Origin of the sequence: Pseudomonas sp. B21-040, from assembly GCF_024748695.1 — a bacterium.
Classification (GTDB): Bacteria; Pseudomonadota; Gammaproteobacteria; order Pseudomonadales; family Pseudomonadaceae; genus Aquipseudomonas.
On sequence record NZ_CP087176.1, the window covers coordinates 2,412,745 to 2,433,655 of the forward strand.

The 20,911-nt window shown below is 53.5% G+C and carries 21 protein-coding genes; 4 read left to right on the forward strand and 17 right to left on the reverse strand.

All coding sequences use genetic code 11. The annotated features are described in order from the left end of the window. Positions 1-237: 237 nt before the first annotated feature. The 10 genes from LOY55_RS11090 to LOY55_RS11135 form a co-directional block, all read right to left on the reverse strand. Entirely contained in the window at positions 238-1,278 is a 1,041-nt protein-coding gene (locus tag LOY55_RS11090) for an AraC family transcriptional regulator (protein ID WP_109787054.1), read from the reverse strand. Positions 1,279-2,859: 1,581 nt separating this feature from the next. Next, positions 2,860-3,567: a CatB-related O-acetyltransferase gene (locus LOY55_RS11095; RefSeq protein ID WP_223523247.1), complete on the reverse strand. Its 708-nt coding sequence runs from the start codon at positions 3,565-3,567 to the stop codon at positions 2,860-2,862. Between the two features lie 137 nt (positions 3,568-3,704). Continuing rightward, positions 3,705-4,613 (reverse strand): MurR/RpiR family transcriptional regulator, encoded by a 909-nt coding sequence (locus LOY55_RS11100; RefSeq protein ID WP_223523245.1) that lies wholly within the window; start codon positions 4,611-4,613, stop codon positions 3,705-3,707. A gap of 118 nt (positions 4,614-4,731) precedes the next feature. Then, the gene (locus LOY55_RS11105; RefSeq protein ID WP_046028165.1) at positions 4,732-5,496 is read right to left on the reverse strand and encodes an ABC transporter ATP-binding protein; all 765 of its coding nucleotides are present in this window, start codon (positions 5,494-5,496) and stop codon (positions 4,732-4,734) included. A gap of 18 nt (positions 5,497-5,514) precedes the next feature. Beyond that, on the reverse strand, positions 5,515-6,627 hold the full coding sequence (locus LOY55_RS11110; protein ID WP_077430451.1) for a succinylglutamate desuccinylase/aspartoacylase family protein: 1,113 nt from the start codon (positions 6,625-6,627) through the stop codon (positions 5,515-5,517). 8 nt (positions 6,628-6,635) lie between these two features. Continuing rightward, positions 6,636-7,334 (reverse strand): ABC transporter permease, encoded by a 699-nt coding sequence (locus LOY55_RS11115; RefSeq protein ID WP_223523243.1) that lies wholly within the window; start codon positions 7,332-7,334, stop codon positions 6,636-6,638. A gap of 14 nt (positions 7,335-7,348) precedes the next feature. Next, complete coding sequence (locus LOY55_RS11120; protein WP_109787048.1) at positions 7,349-8,038, reverse strand: ABC transporter permease; 690 nt, start codon at positions 8,036-8,038, stop codon at positions 7,349-7,351. A gap of 91 nt (positions 8,039-8,129) precedes the next feature. After that, positions 8,130-8,906: an ABC transporter substrate-binding protein gene (locus LOY55_RS11125; RefSeq protein WP_077430450.1), complete on the reverse strand. Its 777-nt coding sequence runs from the start codon at positions 8,904-8,906 to the stop codon at positions 8,130-8,132. A 247-nt stretch (positions 8,907-9,153) separates the two neighbouring features. After that, positions 9,154-10,437 carry an epoxide hydrolase family protein gene (locus LOY55_RS11130; protein ID WP_177412264.1) on the reverse strand — a complete coding sequence of 428 codons (1,284 nt, stop codon included), beginning with the start codon at positions 10,435-10,437 and terminating at the stop codon, positions 9,154-9,156. Positions 10,438-10,509: 72 nt separating this feature from the next. After that, positions 10,510-10,764 (reverse strand): hypothetical protein, encoded by a 255-nt coding sequence (locus LOY55_RS11135; protein ID WP_223523241.1) that lies wholly within the window; start codon positions 10,762-10,764, stop codon positions 10,510-10,512. A 264-nt stretch (positions 10,765-11,028) separates the two neighbouring features. On the opposite strand from LOY55_RS11135, the gene LOY55_RS11140 reads away from it, so the two are divergent. The 3 genes from LOY55_RS11140 to LOY55_RS11150 all read left to right on the forward strand — a co-directional run bounded on the left by LOY55_RS11140 (position 11,029) and on the right by LOY55_RS11150 (position 12,602). Further along, complete coding sequence (locus tag LOY55_RS11140) at positions 11,029-11,469, forward strand: Ohr family peroxiredoxin (protein ID WP_258667987.1); 441 nt, start codon at positions 11,029-11,031, stop codon at positions 11,467-11,469. A 79-nt stretch (positions 11,470-11,548) separates the two neighbouring features. Then, positions 11,549-12,001 (forward strand): Ohr family peroxiredoxin, encoded by a 453-nt coding sequence (locus tag LOY55_RS11145; RefSeq protein WP_109787046.1) that lies wholly within the window; start codon positions 11,549-11,551, stop codon positions 11,999-12,001. Between the two features lie 142 nt (positions 12,002-12,143). Further along, positions 12,144-12,602, forward strand: coding sequence for a MarR family winged helix-turn-helix transcriptional regulator (locus LOY55_RS11150; protein WP_223523239.1), 459 nt, complete (start codon positions 12,144-12,146; stop codon positions 12,600-12,602). A gap of 53 nt (positions 12,603-12,655) precedes the next feature. Here the strand turns inward: LOY55_RS11150 and LOY55_RS11155 are convergent, their stop codons facing one another. The 7 genes from LOY55_RS11155 to LOY55_RS11185 form a co-directional block, all read right to left on the reverse strand. Continuing rightward, positions 12,656-13,156, reverse strand: coding sequence for an outer membrane beta-barrel protein (locus LOY55_RS11155; protein WP_046028143.1), 501 nt, complete (start codon positions 13,154-13,156; stop codon positions 12,656-12,658). A 105-nt stretch (positions 13,157-13,261) separates the two neighbouring features. Continuing rightward, positions 13,262-14,833, reverse strand: a complete 1,572-nt coding sequence (locus LOY55_RS11160) for an EAL domain-containing protein (protein WP_223523237.1) — start codon at positions 14,831-14,833, stop codon at positions 13,262-13,264. A gap of 355 nt (positions 14,834-15,188) precedes the next feature. Then, positions 15,189-16,157: a helix-turn-helix domain-containing protein gene (locus LOY55_RS11165; RefSeq protein ID WP_046028140.1), complete on the reverse strand. Its 969-nt coding sequence runs from the start codon at positions 16,155-16,157 to the stop codon at positions 15,189-15,191. Positions 16,158-16,356: 199 nt separating this feature from the next. After that, positions 16,357-16,752, reverse strand: coding sequence for a hypothetical protein (locus LOY55_RS11170; RefSeq protein WP_046028139.1), 396 nt, complete (start codon positions 16,750-16,752; stop codon positions 16,357-16,359). Between the two features lie 172 nt (positions 16,753-16,924). Next, positions 16,925-17,188, reverse strand: coding sequence for a hypothetical protein (locus tag LOY55_RS11175; protein WP_109787042.1), 264 nt, complete (start codon positions 17,186-17,188; stop codon positions 16,925-16,927). A 297-nt stretch (positions 17,189-17,485) separates the two neighbouring features. Continuing rightward, on the reverse strand, positions 17,486-17,968 hold the full coding sequence (locus LOY55_RS11180) for a hypothetical protein (protein ID WP_046028136.1): 483 nt from the start codon (positions 17,966-17,968) through the stop codon (positions 17,486-17,488). Next, positions 17,965-18,786, reverse strand: a complete 822-nt coding sequence (locus tag LOY55_RS11185; RefSeq protein ID WP_109787041.1) for a winged helix-turn-helix domain-containing protein — start codon at positions 18,784-18,786, stop codon at positions 17,965-17,967. Before LOY55_RS11185 ends, LOY55_RS11180 begins: the two co-directional genes overlap by 4 nt. 757 nt (positions 18,787-19,543) lie before the next feature. Between LOY55_RS11185 and LOY55_RS11190 the strand changes: the two genes are divergently transcribed. Continuing rightward, positions 19,544-20,724 (forward strand): IS3 family transposase gene (locus LOY55_RS11190; protein WP_408980969.1). Its coding sequence is split into 2 segments (ribosomal slippage): positions 19,544-19,811 and positions 19,811-20,724, totalling 1,182 coding nucleotides; the frame shifts between segments, so codons are not numbered across the junction. Positions 20,725-20,911: the final 187 nt, after the last annotated feature.

Here is a 20,911-nt window from a genome sequence, read left to right on the forward strand (position 1 = left end):
TCGCCCCAAGTCCAGGGCGCCGTCTTTTACTCGTGCGGCTTTTTTGAGTGTCTGCGCGGAACTCCAACCGCAGGTGCAACTAATCGCCAGCCTCATGAACAGCACAAAAAAGCCGAAGATCAGCTTTGCAGTTAGCCTGTTGTCGCGTTCACTTTACGGCAATCATCAGAAAGGCATCTTGCATTTTCGGACACCGACGCGCGGTATTACGGGTGCGTGGAAACAGTGGGATCACCCTTAAATGGATGCGACCTCCAGTCCATCTCTCCAATGCTGTGGTGACGTATTTGTCCACGTTTTGAATGCACGGGAGAAGGCGTTTGGATCCTGGTATTGAAGGGTCTGAGAGATTGTGGATATCGGCAAATTGGTATCTTTCAAGAGCTGCCGCGCGAAGTTGCTTCTGGAGTCGGTGATCAGTTCTTTGAGGTGAGAACCTTCTGCATCCAGCCGGCGTCGCAGCGTTCTTTCATTCAATGAGAATTGACTGGCGATGTGCTTGGAATTCGCCTGGCCTTTCAATAATAAAGCGTATGTCTGGCTCTTTATTTGTTCTGAAATCGTCAAATGTGACGTGGCGGTCGAAATAGCCAGTTTAAGCAGATGGTGTAAGCGTGGATTCGCCGTACATTGAATTTGTCGGAGTTTCTGATTGTTTATTACAAGTCCGGAAATGCTTGCATTGAACTGAATGTTACAGCGAAATTTTCTGACGTACGGGGTGATGTCTGATGGCTTGCGATATGAAAACTGCACGCGAGCGGGCGTCCAGTTAGCGCCTAATAAGGCCCGCAGCATTTGGAGGCCAACCATGACGGCAGTGTCAACAAGTAATGATTGATTGGGCAGGTCGTGGCGATAAATGACATATCCCAACAAACTGTGTTGGCCCGCCAAGGGAAGAAGGAGTGGGGTCGCGCCACGATCATAGAGATTGGCATGCCCGACCAGGTCGTTCAATGCATCGCCTGGTGTAGTCGCAAGACGCATAAGCTGACCCACCGGACCCAAATGATCCAGCGAAAAGCGCTCACCGATCAACAGGCCAATATGGGGGCACTGAGTGTGTTCGAATGCCGTGTTGAACAGGCGAGCAACGTCCATGTAGGCGAGATGGTTGTCTTCATATGCAAATTGCTCAAGGCTGATACCAGCGTCTTTGAAAACGCCTCGCGAGGAACCCCCTATCGCGTCAACTACTTCCGGGAATCGACGGAATGGGCTTGTGCTAATTTCTCCAGGCCCGCCCATTCTTAACGATGATTTTTTGGAGGGCATATTAGCTCGCTATCGTTCCTGAAGCTGGCGCATTGGCTACGCTGGCGAACATCTGACACATGACGAGCAAAAGAGCGTAGCGCCCATGAGCCAGCGCCTGGCACCTCGCGGCCGTTCTGCGCCGCCAGTCCTTGGCCGAATCATCGATTACACGAGTCGTGCGCATTAATTGAATCCGAAAATACTTAATATTGAATACATTGGTTTTAGCATGGATGCGCTTTTTTTCAAATGGTGCATAGAGACTATGCTCCACCCTAATAGCCGTTTCCATACATCGACGAAGCTAGGTTAGAGGGCATTCTTCTGGTGTTTTCGTTCCGATATACTCAGGATAAACAGGTCTTGACTAGTGACGTGCCATTGCCGCGTGAGGTGCTCGAAGCTTCATTGAATCTCATTCGCTAAAAAGTATGCTTGTATTCACTCATGAAAATTGTTGGTTTTAATTGTATACATGCGATACGTTGGTGACCGGCTGCCTCCCACTCGGACGGTGTGTAAATACAATAGCCTGGTCGGGCGACGCGAACATGCACTTGGTCAAAAATGTCTAGTCCTGAAATAGGTTTACGCCTATTTCAACCTCAAAACGCTCGATGCCCGGCCATAGACGGTGGTTTCTCTCCATTCACGCCTGCTTCCCAGCTTTACGGTTAATGAACAGAATGGCGAGTTAACGGTAATCAGTCACTCAGCTGCAAATGGTCCCGCTGACTTCACTGGCAACGATTTCACCCCTATTTCGCAACATCTTTACGAAGTTATGCGGGGCGAGCTCGCCGTTTTCCAAGGTTCGTCGGTTTCGATTGAGGCTACAGATTGCGCCTGAGTGCAAGCTAACGTCGGATGCCCGCTAATGCGTGCATATTGAGAGCCCCGCCAGAGCGCGGGGCTTTTTTATACTTCAAGTTCACCGAAGTCAGGGTGGCCTCAGGTTAAGACGGTTCCAACTCAAGGGCGTCTACGCTAACAGGCAAGGTGTGTGATGCATTTATCCTGCCTTCCAATCTGTTCACGAACGCCAACGCTTGTGCATAGCTGTGAAACTTAACGCACCACTCGTTCATCCATACATTCCAGCCTTCCGGCGTGCTCGCTTTCTCGATTTTTATCAGCATTCTGGAATCCCTCCATGTAGTGGCTTGGCGCAGTCTCGAATCTGGAACAATCGAAGTGCTGCATGTGTTCTTTCGTCTGCGTGTCTTGGGTGAAGACGCAGGGAGAAACAACACAAATTGTGAGGAGGACAATCTCTCCAAAATGCAGGTTTGACTGCATTCGAGGCATCCATCAAAACCCACACGTGACAGGTATGACTAACCTCATCGAAGCGCATTTCAAACTGATGGGAAGGGGACGGGAAATTAATAATTATCAAAAATAGATTTATGACGGCGCAAGACGCGATCAGACGCTACGCCAGCCCGCCTTGTCATGCTGACCGCCAAACCCTGGCGGAATCAGAAGCACGATCGTTTGACTGGATAATGGCTTGCTGTCGATGTCCGAAGGGTGATTTGGCGAGGGGGTCTTGTCAGAGATACGTCTGCTACCGCCCGGTTTTTCCAGGCGGTTTGTTCAGGACAGAACGCTGCACTTTTTGCGTGTTATCTGGATGGACTTATAGTCAGCACGTTTTTCTTTATGCTGGACAGCCAATAGAGGCAAAGTGGTTTTAGGGTCGTTCAACGGTAACGTCTGGAGGAACCCGACATCACACTCCCACCACTGACTGGCGAGCAATTCTTCAATGACCTCGGGCGCGTGTCGATACTTGATGATTTTTGCAGGGACCCCAGCAACTATCGCGTAGGGCGGCACGTCGTGGGCAACCAGGGCGCGGGTTGCGATAATCGCACCTGTGCCTACGGTAACCCCTTCAAGGATCATCGCACTGTGCCCCACCCAAACGTCATGCCCAATCGTTATATCAGCAACGTCGGGGTCGAAAGACAAATGCGTATCGGTATATTGAAAAGGATGTGAACTGAGCCAGTCTGACGGATGTGAGCTTTTTTGCTGTCCGATAAAACAGCCGCTTCCAATAGAGCAGAACCTGCCGATAGAGGATACCGCCGAAAGCACGCAATCACTTCTGATATAGGTATGAGCGCCGATCTTTAAATTTTTCGCTTCTATAACAACATGCCCTAGAGATACTTCCTCTTCTAGTGTCAGTGTCGACCTCTTGTGCAATGACAATAGGCCGCCTGCCACTTTGCATTTATGCCTGCGAATCCATTTTTTCCAATAATGATTTCGAACGGCATCAATTATTTTTTTCATAAGGATTTAACTTGGATATCCGTTATAGGGCATGGCATGGCCCTATGAGCCAATCGCAAAGTCTAAATGAATCGGCAGAGGAGATGAAATGTTTTGACGCTACTCCAGGCGCTCATGATGACTGTCCCCTAGCGATATCACTTTTTCGGCGATTTGCTTCTGGAAGGGATATGCAGGTATGACATGACGCTTTCAGTCAGTTCGGTCGCCAGTTTGACGGCTTCTTTGTTGCGCGCCATCACACCCGCCACCAACCCTTCGATTAAAGCGAGCACAGCGATGTTGGAGCTGGTCATTACCGGATGGTCGGCAGGGGCAAATAAAACATGTTCGGCAACGCCGGTGAGAGGTGACGCGGGGGAGTCAGTGATTGCCAGCACCGAAGCCCCGCGCTCATTGGCAAAACGGGCGAGTTGCAAGGTGTCGAGGGAATAACGCGGCAGGGAAATAGCCAGCAGCACGTCCTGATCGGTAATTGCAGCCAGGCGGTAAGCGGCGTTTTCGTTGCCGCCCTCCATGCTGATGGCGGTGGCGTCGGCACAAAAGGGCATCAGGGTTGAGGCCGCGAGACCGGCGAAGTAGACACTGTTGCCAAAACCCAGGATGTAAATTTTGCGGGCTTTGGTCAGGCGAGTGACGAACGCCTCAAAGGTGTCTGCATGGTTGTTGGTCGCCGCCGCGGCAAGGTTGCTGGTGGCGCTCTGGATTTGTTCATGCAAGCCAAACGCGCCGCCAGGACGATGCGCCAGTTCGTTGCGCAGTTTGTCGACCGGCGACACCATCTGCTGCAGCGTCGCGACCAGTTCGGACTTCATGCCGGTATAGCCACCCAGGTTCAGCGCCTTGGCCAAACGGTTGACCGCTGCGGGTGAGGTGGACGTTTCATGGGCCATTTCTTCGATGGTCAGCGTCGCGGCCCTCAGCGGGTGACGCAGGATAAAATCCGCCACCTTGCGCAGTGACGGCGGTAAATCGGAAACGATTTCCGCCAGTTTGCGCATCACCGGCGCGGCATAGACCGTGGTGTTTTTCGAAGGGGTCGGCATATCCGGCTCAACAATTCCAAAGGGTTAGGGAAGGCCTGGCATAAGGTTGGCTGGAGTGTATCCGAAGCCGAACCTCGTTGTGCATCGCCAGGCCAAGGAGTGGTGAGCGAGCCGGTGATTATTTCAGGCTGCCGGCCAGAAACTGCTGGAGACGCTCGGACTGAGGATTGACCAGCACTTCGCGCGGGTTGCCACGCTCTTCGGCCTGGCCCTTGTGCAAGAACACCAGTTGATTGGAGACCTCGCGGGCAAAGCCCATTTCGTGGGTCACGACCACCATGGTGCGTCCTTCGAGTGCCAGATCCTGCATGACTTTAAGCACTTCGCCGACCAGTTCCGGGTCGAGTGCCGACGTCGGTTCATCGAACAGCATTACTTCAGGTTCCATGGCCAGTGCACGGGCAATCGCCACGCGCTGCTGCTCACCACCCGACATATGCGCGGGCCAGGCGTCCATGCGGTGCGCCACGCCGACTTTGTTCAAGTAGTGCTCGGCTTTTTCCCGGGCCTCTTTCTTGTTCATGCCCAGCACATGTACCGGGGCTTCCATGACGTTTTCAAGGGCGCTCATGTGCGACCAGAGGTTGAAGTGCTGAAACACCATCGATAGTCGCGAACGCATGCGTTGCAGCTGCTTGGGTTCAGCAGCCTTGAGCCCGCCGAGTTTATTGGTCACCAGTTTGAGCTGTTCGCCATTGAGCACGATGTTGCCGGCGTTGGGCTGCTCCAGCAGGTTGATGCAACGCAGGAAGGTGCTTTTGCCGGAACCGCTGGAGCCGATGATGCTGATGACATCACCGGCCTTCGCTTCCAGGGAAACACCCTTGAGCACTTCATGGGCGCCGTAGCTTTTGTGAAGATCCTGAATTTCAAGTTTGTACATGGTTTCAACTCTCTGGAATCAATCGCTGAGCAAACGGCCTTGGCGAATAGGGGACTTGCCGGCCACTTTGGCCAGCCACAAACCGGGCTGGGCAAAGCGCAGGCGTTCGCGGGCATACAGGATGCCGTCGGTGCTGGCGTGCACCACGCTGTGTTGATCGGTCAGCGGATCTAGCACTTCGAACAGCGGATCGCCGACCTTGACGTGGGCGCCCAACGGTTGCAGATAACTCACCACCCCCGGATGCGGCGCATAGGCGTACTGCGCACCGGCGAACGGTGTCGCTTCACAACGGCTCGGTGGCGCGGCGGGCCAGACTCCGCTAATCAGGCCTTGGTCGGCGAGATAGCCAAGAATGGCCTGCGCACTGTCGACGCATTGCTCTCGTTCGGTGTCAGCCATGCCGCGCAATTCGATGGTGGTGGCCACGCATGCCAGTGGAATATTGGCGTGCGCAAAGCGCTCGGCCAGGTGCAGCCAGGGAATCGCGCAGGCTTCATCGAAAGCGTTACCTCCCGCCGCCTCGGCCAGCAGGGCCACCTCAGCGTCCAGGCGGGCGGCCAATGAACTCAAGCGCGGCCAGTTTTGCGGCATTGCATACAGCAGCATGATCGACTCGAAGTCGCAGTGCAGGTCCAGCACCACATCGGCATCACAAGCATGCTGCATCAACAGTCGCCGCAAACCATCGAGCTCCGATGTCGCTGCCGGCAGGTGGGTGAGTGCGTCGCGCATGGCGCTACGGATCAGTGCGATGTTGGCGTTGGCATCCTCGCCCAACTGACCTTCCACTTGCTGCGCTACGGACTCAGTCAGTTCCGGGAAGTCGCGATTGAAATTCTTCCCGCTGGAGAACTCAAAGCGCCCCTGATGGGTGGCCTGGAACATCTGGGCAATACCAATCGGATTTGCCATCGGCACCAACTCGATTATCCCGTTCAGGCGACCTTGCTCTTCCAGTTCCTGCAGACGGCGCTTGAGCTCAACAGCGACGCGCATCCCCGGTAGCTCGTCGGCATGCAAGGAGGCCTGGATGTAGGCCTTGCGCGGTCCGCTGCCAAAACGAAACAGCGACAACTTTCGCTCTGTGCCCGAGGCACTCCACGGCAAAAGGTATTGAATGTGCTTCATAACGCTCCTTAGTGCTTGCGCGGTGCCAGATAGGCCAGCCAGCGGCGCTCGGCCAGTTTGAACAGACGAACCAGGATGAAGGTCAGGACCAGGTAGAGGAGGCCGGCCGTGATGAACGCCTCGAACGGCAGATAGAAGCGCGAACTGACGGTTCGCGCGGCGCCAGTGATGTCCACCAGCGTGACAATGGACGCCAGGCTGGTGGTTTGCAGCATCATCAATACCTCGTTGCTGTACTGCGGCAGCGCCCGGCGCAAGGCCGATGGCAGGAGGATGCGGCGGTACAAAGTCAGGCGCGACATGCCCATGGCTTTGGCGGCTTCGATCTCGCCATGGGCCGTGGACTTCAGACTGCCAGCCAGGAGTTCCGCGCTATAGGCGCTGGTATTGATCGCGAAGGCCAGGCACGCACAAAAGGTCGCGCTGGACAGGTAAGGCCAGAGCGCGCTTTGACGTACCGCTTCGAACTGCGCCAGCCCGTAATAGATCAGGAACAATTGCACCAGCATTGGGGTGCCGCGAATCACGTAGGTGTAGAGCCAGGCCGGGAAGTTGATCAGCGGTGAGCGGGAGACGCGCATCAGCGCCAAAGGAACCGCAAGCACCAGGCCAACGGCCAGGGAAATCAGCAGCACTTTCAAGGTCACCAACACGCCATTGAAATACAGCGGCAGGTTTTCCCAAATCAGGTTGTAGTCGAGAATCATGGGTGTGCTCCCAGTCACAGTTCGGCGGCTTTGATGCCGACCGAGTAGTGTTTTTCCAGATAGCGCAGCACCAGCAATGACACGCTGGTCAGCATCAAATAGAGCGCGGCAACCGCGAGGAAAAACGTGAACGGCTCATGGGTGGCGTCCGCTGCGTTTTTGGCTTTGAACATCATGTCCTGCAAACCGATCACCGAGATCAGCGCGGTGGATTTGGTCAGCACCAACCAGTTGTTGGTGAACCCGGGAATGGCGAAACGAATCATCTGTGGCACCAGAATCCGCCAGAACACCTGAGCGCCACTCATGCCATAAGCCGCGCCGGCCTCGCCTTGACCTTTGGGGATCGCCATAAAGGCGCCGCGAAAGGTTTCCGAAAGATAGGCACCAAAAATGAAGCCCATGGTGCAGACGCCGGCGATGAAGGGGTTGATGTCGATGTACTGGGTGTAACCGAGTGCGAGGGCCATGCGGTTCATCAGATCCTGGCCGCCGTAGAAGATCAGCAGGATCAACACCAGGTCAGGAATGCCGCGAATCAGGGTTGTATAGCCTTCGCCCAACACCGCCAGCCATTTAAACGGCGACAAACGAAAGGCCGCGCCGATCAGTCCCAGGGAAATGGCCAGGGTCATGGAAGTCAGGGCCAGATTAATGGTCAGCCAGGCGCCATCGAGAATGCTCGATCCGTAGCCGTGAAGCATGATGAAGTTCCTCAAGCGAGCGCCGGGAGGCGCACGAGACAAGCCAAAAGCGGCGCCCGCAAGGGGCCGGCGCCGGGGTTTCGGGTAGGGCTTATTCGCCGTAGATATCGAAGGCGAAGTACTTGCCCATCACTTGCTGGTACTTGCCATTGGCGCGGATCGCGTCAATCGCCGCACTCAAGCGCGCAACGTTCGCACTGTCGCCTTTGCGTACCGCGATCCCGGCGCCTCTGCCGAAGTATTTCGGGTCGTTGATGTCCGGCCCTACCAGTGCGAAATCTTTACCCAATGGTGTTTTGATAAAGCTCTCATCGGTGTTGACGATGTCTGCCAGCGTGGCGTCCAGGCGACCTGCAGCCAGATCGAGGAAGGCTTCATTTTGTGAGGAGTAGCGCACCACCTCGACGCCGACTTTCTCAAGCTGCTCGGTGGCGAAACGGTCATAGGTCGAGGAGCGTTGCACGCCGAGCTTCTTGCCTTTGAGATCGACCAGCGGGTCGTTGATCACGTTGCCGGCCTTCATCGCGAACTTGCCCGGCGTGTGGTAGTACTTTTTGCTGAAGTCGACCGACTTCATGCGGTCTTCAGTGATCGACATCGACGACAGCACCGCATCGATCTTGCGCACTTTCAGCGACGGGATCATGCCGTCGAATTCCTGGATGACCCACTCGCATTTGACCTTCATCTCTTCGCACAGCGCGTTGCCAATGTCGTAGTCGAAACCACTGACGTTGCCCTCTGGCGTCTTGAAGGAGAAGGGTGGGTAGGCGGCTTCGATACCGATACGCAAGCTGCTTTCGTCGGCGTGTGCCAGCAAGCTTGCGGCGCACAGTGCCAGAGCACCTAGAAGTTCTGTCTTGTTCATATTGTTGACTCCTTGGAGGGGGCGTTTGGGTGATACGAACGGCCGACCGATCTGGCGAGGTGGGCCGGTTTGCGAGACTATGATTGGCACATAATATTTCATAAATCAATATAGTGAAAAAAAACATATCAGAATGGGCGACAAGTGGCAGTCCGGGGGAGAGGGTAATTACAGCGATGTATCACCGACCCCTTGAACGAAAACGGGCGCCGATAAGGCGCCCGTTTTTTCAGGTTCTTCAGGTCGGCTAGCGTATCGTTCGGAACGCCGCACGAAGTTCTTCGGTGAACAGCTGCGGCTGTTCCCAGGCCGCGAAATGACCGCCCTTGGCGGCTTGGTGGAAGTAGATCAAGTTGCGATAGGCGCGCCGGGCCCACGACTCGGGAGGGCAGTAGACGTCCTGTGGAAACACCGTGACGGCCACCGGCAATGAAATGTCAGCAGTCTTCTGGGCTGCCGAAAAAAGCGGGCTGCGTCCCATGTTCTCCCAGTAGAGCCGTCCTGCGGAGGCAGCGCTGTTCGTGAGCCAGTACAGTGTGATGTCGTCCAACACCTCATCTTTCGTCGGTGACTGTTGAGGGTCGGCGCCGTATGTCCACTGGGCGAAACCTGGGTGCACGAGCATAAGCGCCGCCAGGAATACCGGGGAGTCGGATACGCCGTAGCCCATCATTTGTGGCCGCGCGGCCATCATCGCGCTGTAAGCCAGATTGCCCTGTTTGACGAGCGTGGCGAGGGCGTCGAAGGTCGCGCGCTCCTTCTCGGAAAATTCCGCTGGCGCGGGACCTCCGGCAGCGAGCGCCGCGACCGCTTCCGGCGGTACTGTGGCTGGCAAGTTAAGGTGAATGCCAAGCAAGCCGGGCGGAGCCTGGCGCGCCATTGCGCTGGTAATCGGAGCACCCCAGTCGCCACCCTGGGCGACGTAATGGGTGTACTCAAGACGTTGCATCAGTTGCGCCCAAACCTGCGCGATAGCGTCCGGGTCCCAACCGGTGCCATTCGGCTTGCCGGAGAAACCGTAGCCTGGAATCGACGGAATCACGACGTCGAATGCATCGGTGGCATTGCCCCCGTGCGCTGTCGGATCAGTGAGCGGCCCGATGACTTTGAGGAACTCGAGCACAGAACCTGGCCAACCGTGGGTCATGAGCAGCGGCATCGCGTTCGGGTTTGGCGAGCGAACCCAGATGAAGTGGATGTCTACGCCATTGAGGGTGGTTGTGTACTGCGGCAAGGCATTGAGCTGCGCTTCGACCTTGCGCCAGTCGTAGTCTGTGCCCCAATAGCGAACCAGCTCTTGTAGCTTGGCCAGTTGTGCGCCTTGAGAGCGATCGGTCACCGTTTCTTTGTCCGGCCAACGTGTCGCTGCAATTCGATTGCGCAGATCGACAAGCTCCTGTTGCGGAACATCGACGTGGAAGGCGCGGATGGATTTGCTGCTGTCGGCGTCAGCGGCGCTGATGAAGGGCGAAACAGCAAGTACGATAGCCGTCGCAATGGCGGCGAGTACGGATGAATGCTTGATCATCATTTCCTCACTTGAGGGCCATGATGAGTGTGTCCGACAACCTTCATCATGAGAGGCGAATCGAGGTAGAACCTGTCACTGAGGCTGCTCTTGATCTTGAGGTCGCGCAACAGTGTTTTTATGGAATGACCCAAACACTTTCTCATGCACTCCCGGGTTCATGCCGGGAAGCATGCCGGGCTCGATGGTCAGGTAATCCGTCTCGGAACTGATGTGCAGGATTTCCAGCAGCGATCGTGAAAGCGATCCGAATCGCGCAACCAGCGGTTCGGCCCCGGCGATGAGCCGCATGTACCGCTCATCGCCGAGTCGTAAAATAATCTTTGACATGATTGGGGCTTTGGCTGAGTATTAATACATCGTATGCGATCAGATCGAAAGCGATAACAATCAACCACAACCTTTGCCGTTGGAGATTCAGCCATGAACACCGGAAGCCGCCACACCACCTCTCACTTCAACGATCACGCTTCCCATGGTCACAATGGCAACAACTGGATCACTGCCTCCGCTGATTGATAAAAGGCATTTTTTTTACTTATACGCATCGCATGCGATTTTATCGCGCAAATATGAAATCCCGAGGAAACATCCATGAGCAAAATCGAAAAAGTACTGGCTACCGGCAAAACCCACACCACCCACAGCGGTGTCGGTGGCCATAACGGCAACCTCGATATCGTATTGTCGTCCCCCGGTTCCGCCCAACCGACCCACCTGTTTACCGCCACCCAGCCGCACCCGCAAGCCGAACAACTGTTCGCCGGTGCGTGGTCGGCCTGCTACACCGCGGCAGTAGGGCTAGTGGCCCAGGAGCGAAATATCGTGTTGCCAGCGGATCTGTCCGTCGACATCGAAGTCGACCTGGGCCAGACTGGGACGGCCTATTTCCTTCAGGCCCGACTGACCCTGCGCGTGCCGGGGCTGGCACACGATGTTGCGACCGAACTGGCGCACATCGCCGATTCCATCTGCCCTTACTCCAAAGCAACACGCGGCAATATCGACGTTGCCCTGAACGTTATTACGGCGTGAATCCTGGATGTGTCACTAATATCGCGTGCGATACAAGCGCATGCGAACAGCGCAAACTATAAACCTGAAGGAAATCATCATGAGCAAGATCGAGAAAGTACTCGCCAGCGGTAAAACCCACACAACCCTGAGCAGTGCAGGCAGCACCTCGCGCGGGCATAACGGCAACGTGGACATCGAACTGTCATCGCCCGGCGGCACCGCACCGGCACACGTGTTTACGGGCGTTCAGCCGCACCCGAAAGCCGAGCAACTGTTCGCCGGAGCGTGGTCGGCCTGCTACATCGCAGCAGTGGGGCTGGCGGCCCAGCAGATGAAGGTGACATTGCCGGCCGATACGGCCGTCGACATCGAAGTCGATCTGGGTCAGACCGGCGCGGCCTACTTCCTCCAGGCCCGACTGACTCTGCGTGTGCCGGGTCTGGAAGAGGGGGTAGCGACCGAACTGGCGCACAACGCCGATGCAATCTGCCCTTACTCCAAGGCAACACGCGGCAACATTGATGTTGCCATTAACGTCCTTACCGCTTGAAGCACCAAACAGCCGGCTCACCAGGGGCATCCCTGGTGAGCCGGTCAGATAACGGCAGAAGGGTTGGCACTTCCGATACCATCGCATGCGATGTATAGTCGAGCCATACAACCCCAAACGTCTTTGGCCACAGAGAATGATCATGAAACCCGCTAAGAAGACTTCCGCCCTCGATCTCAAGCTTTCTGACTTCCTCTGTTTTGCGGTCTATTCCTCCAACCTCGCCTTTGGCAAGGCTTACAAGCCTATGCTCGAACGGCTCGGCCTGACTTACACGCAATACATCACTCTTGTTGCGCTGTGGGAGGAAGACAACCAGACCGTTGGCAGCCTTGGCGAAAAGCTGTTCCTGGAATCCAATACCCTCACGCCAATCCTGAAGAAGTTGGAGGCGATGGGTTATTTGCTGCGCCAGCGCGACCCGGAAGATGAGCGGCAAGTGCGGATCAGACTCACAAAAGAGGGGCGACAACTGCGTGAAGGCCTGACCGAAGATGGCTTTCCGCAAACCGGACTTGATCCCGAAGACTTCGTACAAATGAAGAAGGCTATTGTGAAACTGCGGAACAATCTCATCCGCACGACGAAAGACAGGGAGTAAGTGGCAGGGAGTGCATTGAGCGACCAGCAGGGTCGCTCAAATTCAAGTTGGCGTTAAAAAAGAACGTAGGCAGATGCCGTTGTTTGATTCAGGTCGATATCGCCGACCTCCAGTACTTCATATTCCGCGCGGATGCCAATGTTGCGGAATACATCAAACTCAATGCCCGCACCGTAGGTCAGATCCACGCCAGTGTCATCATCGCTGGCATTGCCATCAGCATCCCAGGCGTGAGCACCGACGCTACCGAAAACTCGCAGCCGGTCTCCCAGCGGAAAACCGATATGGGCGGCGGCCTGAACAGATTTGCCATCGAAATCAAGATCCTTGTCCTCGAATTGGCCGAGATCAACGAAGGCACCTTCAAAGGCCAGATAACCGTTGAGACGATAGCCGGCAAAAACCTTATAGCTGTTGTCTTCATCGCTCAGGTGAGATTTGTCGGTTTCAATGTTGGTTACGCCAGCTCCAAGATACAAACCTTTGTCGTCCGCGAGTGCCTGAAAAGACAGCAACGAAAGCAGAGTAGCGCAGGCAAGGTTGCGAAATAGCATGTGAGGTGGAGTCCTTCTACAGGTTGTCGATTGTGAGGTGTTCGCCAAGAATTTGGGTGACTGCGCAGATTGATAGAAGTCATTGATTTATATTTCTGGGTTACTTCAATCAGTCTGAGGATTGAGGCTCGCAGGGCATTGAAAGAAACGTCTTGCCAACGCATGTGCGGGGAGTTCTTTAGAAAATAACCAGCCTTGAGCCAATAACATGCCTTCTGAAGCGAGGTGCGGTAGTTGTTGTTGAGCTTCGACGCCCTCAGCGACGACCTCGAGCTTTAGCGCCTTGGCAATGTGGGTGATGTGTCGCCACAGGGCGTCCTTGGCGGCGATTTTGTCCTGCGTGATGAATGAACGATCTATCTTCAGCATGTCGACAGGCACTGACTCGATGAACGAGAGGCTGGAATAGCCGGTGCCAAAATCATCGATGGCAATCCGGTGCCCGCACGCCCGAAGCCGTTGCAGTTGAATGGATGCACTTTCATGGTCTAACAGGGCTCTTTCCGTGACTTCAAAGGCGATGGCAGACGCCGGTAGGTTGTACGTAGCCATGATGCTGGCGACAAAGTTTGGAAAGGTTGAATCGAGAATGTCTTGAGCGGAAAGATTCACCGCAATGTAGAAATCCTTGCATGCCCAAAAATAGGTGCTGTAATCCTCCGCGACCTGGCGCATGACCGAGCGCGTAAGCTCGCAAATCAAATCGGACTTCTCTGCCGCCGCGATGAATACATCCGCCGGAATAGCGGCTCCTTTGAGGCTCCAGCGAGACAGCGCCTCGGCGCCGACCAGATGTCCTGTTCTCAAATTAACGATAGGCTGGTAGTGAACGTTCAGTTTGTTCGCCCTTGTGGCCTTGCGTAACTGAACGACGGTGGAGGTGTAATAGTTGTGAATCCGCCATGCGATGTAGACCAACGCTTCCAGCATGAACGCCAGAACAACGAACAACTTCCATCTGAGCGCTGTCAGGTCACTCAGCGCAACTGAGAGGACTGAGATCAGTTCGTTACGGTTGTTGGGAAAGGCGACATAGGCTTTGTCTGTCGTGGTAACTAGTTCTTCAAGGGGGAACGGCTCTTGCAACTTCAGGGGCTGGCGGTTCATAGAGGTAATGGACGCCATACCGCCTGGACCGCGCAGGTCCAATTGCACCTCTTCCGGAAGGTTCATATTGTCCAGAAGTATTTCCTTGTTGACCCAAACGTAAGCTGATTGCTGCGAAATAATGATGAAGTCTGTATCCGCGGAGGTGGCCTGGTCGGAACTGATCTCATAGGTTCGCCCTTTAACCAGGATCCGGTTGCTTTCGTTTCCCGCTGACACCGATGTGATTTTTTGCCCGTAGGATGAGCAGATCCTGCCATTCTCAAGTTGGACTGCCGCTTGATAAATAAATCGAAAGTTCTTCACCGTGTCCGCTATTTGTGAGTACTGCTCACCGGAGCATTCCTGGCTTGAACGATCAAAACGGCCGAGGGCTTCCAGTGCTTTATCGATTTGCGTGTTGGGTTCGACTTGAGCGGCACTGAAATCGTCGTGAACGTTATTCAAGCGCTGCTCAAAAATATTCTCTGCAAGCTGCCCGGAACAAAACCATGCGATTGAACCCGCTGCAGCCATTGCGCATAAAGCTAAGGTGTATTTTCTAAACGAGGCTTTATACGCTGCGATCATAAAAACTCCGGAAAACATTATTTGACTTGGCGAGACCTGACTTGGGAAGTAGCAGTCGGGGAGATTAACCGTCAATCAACCAGGCTAACGCGACACCACACAAGTAGGCAGCAAGACAAAAGATGATTTTCTGTTTGAGCGGCAGTGAGTTTAATCGATAGCGCATACTTATCCCCTTGAGTTAGAAATAAGAAATAGTGGCAATTAAGAGGGATGAATGAAAATTATTGATCGTTATTTTTGATGTTTCTGTTGCTCAAAGGTGCGTCAGCTGCAGGGCATGAAAAGTCCTGCAGCGATCCGCATGAGTCAGATTTTTCTCGATCAAGAGTTGTGCCGCCGTGGCTTTAAATATTCAGCGGCTGGAGGATGCCAGTTTTGCAGAGTTGCGCCTGGCCGTTACTGAAGGGGTTTCACCGTAAGCGTCATGATACGCCTTGGAAAAACGGCTTAAATGATGGAAGTTCCAATACATTGCGGTTTCGGTAACCGTTGGCCAGGTTTTACGGATCAAGTCTCGGCGGACATTGGCGAGTCTTAAGTTTCTTACATAGGCGATCGGCGAAATACCGAATGTTTCGACGAAGCCATGATGCAAAGTGCGAGTTGTCGTTTCAAGCTGTTTTACCAGCGCCTTCATGCTAAGCGCCTTTTTCGTGTTTTTGTGAATGTATTCTATTGCTTTTATTGCGACCGTTCTTCTCGTCGGAACTTTAAGCGCCAAGGTGCCAACAGGTGTCAGCGCCTGAAGTAGCGAAATCAATAGCGCACTTTCAATGGCTGAAATTTCTGAGCAGCCACGTTGTTTTAAAGGCGGGTCATTGACGTTCACGCAGTAGGCGTTGATGGCCTGAATGGCAGATTGCATTAATTTGAAATTGGCAGCCTGAAAGCGGTGTTCCTTTCGATAGGCAAGAACGTCGATAGTTGAGTGATTTTCGAGGCACTGCTCGTAATGTTCCAAAGTCGTGGTCAGGGTAAAAAGAGTTTCATTCGGTTCGCAGGTGTAATGCACGGGTTCACCGCTATACAGCACGATGATTTCGTTAGGGCGCAATTCATGATTGTTTACAGTTGGCCGACCTACAGAAGCCTGTGAAATGGCAAAGGTTACAAAGCCATCAGGAACAGAGCTAATGAGCGTGATCGCTGAATCAAATTCCAGTCTGCTGCATTGGAGTCTCGGGCTATGAATGAGCTTATGCTGCCGAATGCTTGCTTGATGCTCTGATGGGGTGAGGCTCATCTCCCAGCGACCAATCGTTCTATTGGAGTTGTCCGCAGGAGTAGAGGTTATATGAAAGACTTCATCAGGGATGCTCATGGAATTTAACGCTCTTCAACTAAATGGATTGTGCCAGGCAATGGCTGTCAGGGGCGGCGGTGTCAGTAGCTAAAGAAACCCGATCGAGAGAGTTTGACGAGTGATCCATTTGACCGCTCCTTGACAGCGACGCCCGGAAAACCAGACGCTGAGATTTAACAATCTTGTTACTCCCAAATCCTCTCATTCGGGGTATGGGCTATGAGGCAACGACACTTGAATCGATTTCGATGTCGTTATCATTTGTTTTAGGCATCGATGTCAATGACTCGGGTATGAGCTCCAACGCCGCTGAAAATACGTACGCATCGCTTATTGGTAAATCCAGCAGGCTTTGAAGTTTGCCCGGCGCTATTTTCGAACCAAAGATGGCCGTTTTTTCACTTGTTGGGCCGAGGGCAGCTGCATCAAAGGCAAAAAAATCATCAGCACGATAGTCTGTGCAAATCTTGTAACGAGATTTTTCATCGTTCAGCATTTTTTGATTGCTTTCGATGCGTATCTGGTCGGCGCTGCAAGGTTCCTCGTCATAGGCCATGGCCTTGAGAGAAAGCAGTACACCGAACGATGCGGTTGCGAAGTTTTTTAGCTGCATTGACGTGCTTTCCTTATTAATGATTTTTCAGGCAGAGCAGAGTGTCAGCCGCATCACCGCCACGGCTTGGCCTGTGGATAGTCGTGCTCCCAGGCGACTTATCAAAGTCAAAAACTCATATTTGGGATGCTCAAGTAGCCGCTCTATTCGCAGATGGCGGCCCGAGCACTTATCAAAGCGGGGTGAGCGAAAACGCTTGTCGCTCATTGGTAAAGTTTTGTGTGGGAGGAGGGAGTGGATTATCAGCTTCTCCCTCGTCGCCATGGAATTCATTCTCAGCGTGGATTTTCAAGTGCGACAGTTTCAGCTTTTCGTTCGGACTGACTTCTATTTCATAGAATTCAATTTCCGTGCTGCCGGTAGAGTACTCATCGTGAGCCAGCGAATGCAGGGGTATTGCAGCCAGAGACAGAGCTGCCAGGATCTTGGTTATCATCGAATTGACGGCTCGCAAAAAGTGTATGTTTTCCCCTGGTATCTCAGGGGAAGGTGTTTTAAACGAAACATAACTTGACCGAATGTCATGAGGCTTGTTTGGAGAAGTGCAGAGCCGGCTATCTGCTGAGTGGCAGAAGGCACGGCGCTTGGAATTTTAGAGGGGCGACTTTGACGGGGGAGGGCGTTTGATTCAAATTAGTAATTATTATTTTTTGTTTGAACCAACTTCATTGGACTCAGGTACATCAATGCCTGTGTCAGGTCAAATTGACGCGAAGGCCTTTCTGGAGATGGATTAGTGGTTCATGCAACGCAAACGGCCAAGTTCATGCACATAGAAACAGACGGCGTTTTTTTCGGCGGTAGGGATAAGCTCGTAATTTAAAACGGCCCCTTCCTGCAACACATATTGGCGTCTGAAAAAAAGATCCGGCGTCTTCTCAATGGCGAACAGTTCGTTGTCCTGGCTAAGTTTGACGCTGCTGATTTTTATCTGAACGTGATGATTGCTTTCCCGGATGACATCCGCGGAGATAGTTGCATTACGAATTTTTCCGTTCAGGCTTTCCAGAGTGGTTTGTGTCAGCCGACCGTGGCCAATGGTTAGATATTCTTCAGTGTTGAGTTGGTTGGAATCTTCAAGCCATTGACGGGTAATGGTTTGATAACTGATATTTTCCATGTAGTAGGACGGCGAATAGTTCAACGAAAAAATACAGGCGGCGTTGATGATGCCAAGCACTATCCAGTGTGAAATTGCAGGTATTTTTGGCTTCATAGGGTTGCCTCCAAACATTGCTGGATAATCAATGCGAGGTCTTTTTGGTTGCTGTTCAATTGTAAGTTTGCAGTGCTTAGGTCCGGGCGAACACATGAAACGGAATAGTTTGATTTAAACAAATTCAACCAGACCTGCCCTTTCAAATTAGGTGAAAACTGTTGTACCTGCTTAGCTGACAGATCCCTCAGTGTTTCAGCTTCCGCGACACTGTGGCCAACGGCATGGATGACTAATTCGTTCTGTTTAACGCTGGAGATTTCTATTTTGGGTGTGTCGAATCCAGAGTGGAAACCAGTGAAGGCGCATACCCCCAAGGTCAATACATAGCCGACTGACTGGATTTTTGTAATGTAAGTTGATTTTTTAGTTTCCGCTGGGCGCACCAGAATTTCATCGGTTTTTGTTGGCGCAGGCTCTTCAATGGCAGGCGCAACAGGTTGCCCGGCTTCTTCTGCGGGCGTCGGCAAGTCTGCCTGTGCATCGACGACATAGTGACGGTTGAAGCAATATCCTCTTCGAGGAACCGTCATCAAAATCTCATGGTCCCGACTGTCGTTGAGAATGTTTCTAAGGGAGAAAACAGCCTGATTCAAACTGCCCGATGCAACGACGCGGTCATTCCAGGTGTAGTCGATGATCTCTTCACGGCTTTTGGTCTGACCGGGTTCCTTGAGCAGCAGGTCCAGTAGACGGGATTCAGCTCTACCTATCGTGGAGTTTTGTACATCTCCATAGGGTGTCGTGATGGAAAGCAAGGCGGTGTCTGGGTCGAAAAGAGCCATGGCACCATTTTTCAACTTGAAGGCGTAGTGCATGGGGGTCCTCCGTTCAGGTGGTTCTGGCTGAGTATAGAGACGGTTTTGATAGGCTGGATTTGACGCGTTACAGTCTTGCCGGAGAGATGAAAGGCTATGAGCGGGCAAGCGCAGAAGGTGCAGAGTGAGCCACTAGACAGTGCTGGAAAAGCCCATCAAAAATATCACTGGAATCAAGCAAGGGTAATCCACGGGGTTTCAATCGGGGGCAATGATGATGCTGGGTACGCGTCATTCGCGCTATCCGAAAAGTGCGAGGCCGGGGGCGGGACGGCCTACAATTTTAACCTAATGTTACACTTCGGCTGAACTGATTCCCATTTGCGCGACAGGCTTTGATTGTCACTTTACGCGCTTGATTGCGCTTGCAAATTATCAATGACAACGGATTGGCGCGCCTCAAATGGCTAACAATCATTTTTGATACTTATTAACTTTGCATCAGGTTCACGGCAGTTTTAAATGGTTTTTGAGGAGCGTGGACGCAAACTGCTTTCGTGGTTTGTTTGTCGTGGCGCAAACGATCCTCACCTCTCGTTTCATATCCCTTTGCCCCACGTCCCTTCATTGCGGACGTGGGGTTTTTTTATGTCTTGTTGCGCCGCGTATAGAGCCCCATGAGGGTGACGGAGCCTGAACCAGCGCTCCCAGGCCCGGGAGGTTGAAGACGCGCCTCCAGGCCATTGGAGGCGGTGTAGTGGTCTAATTTCCCCGGACACCTCGATAGGTGGAGAATGCATCTATCGAGGAGTTTTTCATGACTGGCAAACGCAGGGCATTCGACGACAGCTTCAAGCTGCAAGTCGTAAAGATGATCAAGGACCAAGGACTGGCCGTTCCGCAGGTCTGTCGCGACCTGAATATTGGTGAGACCGCCGTCCGGCGCTGGGTACAGCAGTACGAGGCTGAACAGCTGGGAGAGGCCGGAATCGGCAAACCGTTGACGGCTGAGCAACAGCGCATCCGGCAGCTGGAGCAGGAAAACCGCCAGCTCAAGATGGATAACGATGTATTAAAAAAAGCCACCGCCTTCTTTGCCCGCGAGCTGAAGTAACGTATCGCCTGGTTCGTCAGCTGCAACAGAAGGCTTATTCGGTGGCGTATGTCTGTCGGCTGCTGGGTATCAGCCGATCCGGTTTCTACGAGGCCAACAAGCGTGCTGGAGCGCCAGCCTCGATTTGTCCCGTGACTGTGCAACTCAAGGCGTCGTTTGCTGCGAGTGGCGGCAGCTATGGCAGTCGCCCGTTGCGTAAAGCGTTGCGCGCTAAGGGTATGGAAATAGGCGTTTATAAAATTCGTCGCTTGATGCGCGCCAACGGTCTGCGTTCGGCCTGGAAGCGCAAGTTTGTGCACACGACCGATAGCAACCACGACCTGCCGATCGCTGAAAATGTGTTGAATCGTCAATTCGAACCCGCGGCGGTGAACAAGGCTTGGGTGGCGGACATTACCTATATCCGGACCCGTAGCGGCTGGCTGTACCTGGCCGTGGTACTGGACTTGTTCTCACGCAAGATCGTGGGTTGGTCCATGGCCCCGAACATGCCTGCCGAGCTGGTGTGTAGTGCCATGCAACTGGCAGTTGCTCAGCGTCAACCGCCACTTGGTCTGATCGCTCACTCGGATCGCGGTAGCCAGTACGCCAGCGCGAGCTACAGGGCGCTGCTGACAAGAAATAACATGCAGCAAAGCATGAGCCGTAAAGGTAACTGTTGGGACAACTCAGTGATGGAGCGCTTCTTCCTGAGTTTGAAAATGGAGCGGGTATGGCGGCGCGATTACGCCAACCACGCCGAAGCGATACGTGACATCACTGAATACATCGTTGGGTATTACAACAACGAGCGGCTGCACTCAAAACTGGGATATCTGCCACCGACCGTTTACGAACGGGCAATGGCGTCGAAACCACCTATCGAGGTGTCCGGAATTAATTGACCACTGCAGCGGATAGTTGAGTGAGTGCAGGTGAGGGCAGGGCAGGTGTAGGGAAGGGAGAAAACGATTTCAGAGGGAGGGAGAAACGTGGGGGGGCGCTCATGACCGGGTAATTACATCGACTCATCTGTGACGCTGTAGCGTTAACCTGCCACTTTGCGTGTGCACCCAGGACACCAAGGTGTCT

Excerpts from the sequence above, each read along its gene's own strand:
- LOY55_RS11090 (WP_109787054.1), bottom strand. The coding sequence starts at position 1,278 with ATGCCCTCCAAAAAATCATCGTTAAGAATGGGCGGGCCTGGAGAAATT.
- LOY55_RS11095 (WP_223523247.1), bottom strand. The coding sequence starts at position 3,567 with ATGAAAAAAATAATTGATGCCGTTCGAAATCATTATTGGAAAAAATGG.
- LOY55_RS11100 (WP_223523245.1), bottom strand. The coding sequence starts at position 4,613 with ATGCCGACCCCTTCGAAAAACACCACGGTCTATGCCGCGCCGGTGATG.
- LOY55_RS11105 (WP_046028165.1), bottom strand. The coding sequence starts at position 5,496 with ATGTACAAACTTGAAATTCAGGATCTTCACAAAAGCTACGGCGCCCAT.
- LOY55_RS11110 (WP_077430451.1), bottom strand. The coding sequence starts at position 6,627 with ATGAAGCACATTCAATACCTTTTGCCGTGGAGTGCCTCGGGCACAGAG.
- LOY55_RS11115 (WP_223523243.1), bottom strand. The coding sequence starts at position 7,334 with ATGATTCTCGACTACAACCTGATTTGGGAAAACCTGCCGCTGTATTTC.
- LOY55_RS11120 (WP_109787048.1), bottom strand. The coding sequence starts at position 8,038 with ATGCTTCACGGCTACGGATCGAGCATTCTCGATGGCGCCTGGCTGACC.
- LOY55_RS11125 (WP_077430450.1), bottom strand. The coding sequence starts at position 8,906 with ATGAACAAGACAGAACTTCTAGGTGCTCTGGCACTGTGCGCCGCAAGC.
- LOY55_RS11130 (WP_177412264.1), bottom strand. The coding sequence starts at position 10,437 with ATGATGATCAAGCATTCATCCGTACTCGCCGCCATTGCGACGGCTATC.
- LOY55_RS11135 (WP_223523241.1), bottom strand. The coding sequence starts at position 10,764 with ATGTCAAAGATTATTTTACGACTCGGCGATGAGCGGTACATGCGGCTC.
- LOY55_RS11140 (WP_258667987.1), top strand. The coding sequence starts at position 11,029 with ATGAGCAAAATCGAAAAAGTACTGGCTACCGGCAAAACCCACACCACC.
- LOY55_RS11145 (WP_109787046.1), top strand. The coding sequence starts at position 11,549 with ATGAGCAAGATCGAGAAAGTACTCGCCAGCGGTAAAACCCACACAACC.
- LOY55_RS11150 (WP_223523239.1), top strand. The coding sequence starts at position 12,144 with ATGAAACCCGCTAAGAAGACTTCCGCCCTCGATCTCAAGCTTTCTGAC.
- LOY55_RS11155 (WP_046028143.1), bottom strand. The coding sequence starts at position 13,156 with ATGCTATTTCGCAACCTTGCCTGCGCTACTCTGCTTTCGTTGCTGTCT.
- LOY55_RS11160 (WP_223523237.1), bottom strand. The coding sequence starts at position 14,833 with ATGATCGCAGCGTATAAAGCCTCGTTTAGAAAATACACCTTAGCTTTA.
- LOY55_RS11165 (WP_046028140.1), bottom strand. The coding sequence starts at position 16,157 with ATGAGCATCCCTGATGAAGTCTTTCATATAACCTCTACTCCTGCGGAC.
- LOY55_RS11170 (WP_046028139.1), bottom strand. The coding sequence starts at position 16,752 with ATGCAGCTAAAAAACTTCGCAACCGCATCGTTCGGTGTACTGCTTTCT.
- LOY55_RS11175 (WP_109787042.1), bottom strand. The coding sequence starts at position 17,188 with ATGATAACCAAGATCCTGGCAGCTCTGTCTCTGGCTGCAATACCCCTG.
- LOY55_RS11180 (WP_046028136.1), bottom strand. The coding sequence starts at position 17,968 with ATGAAGCCAAAAATACCTGCAATTTCACACTGGATAGTGCTTGGCATC.
- LOY55_RS11185 (WP_109787041.1), bottom strand. The coding sequence starts at position 18,786 with ATGCACTACGCCTTCAAGTTGAAAAATGGTGCCATGGCTCTTTTCGAC.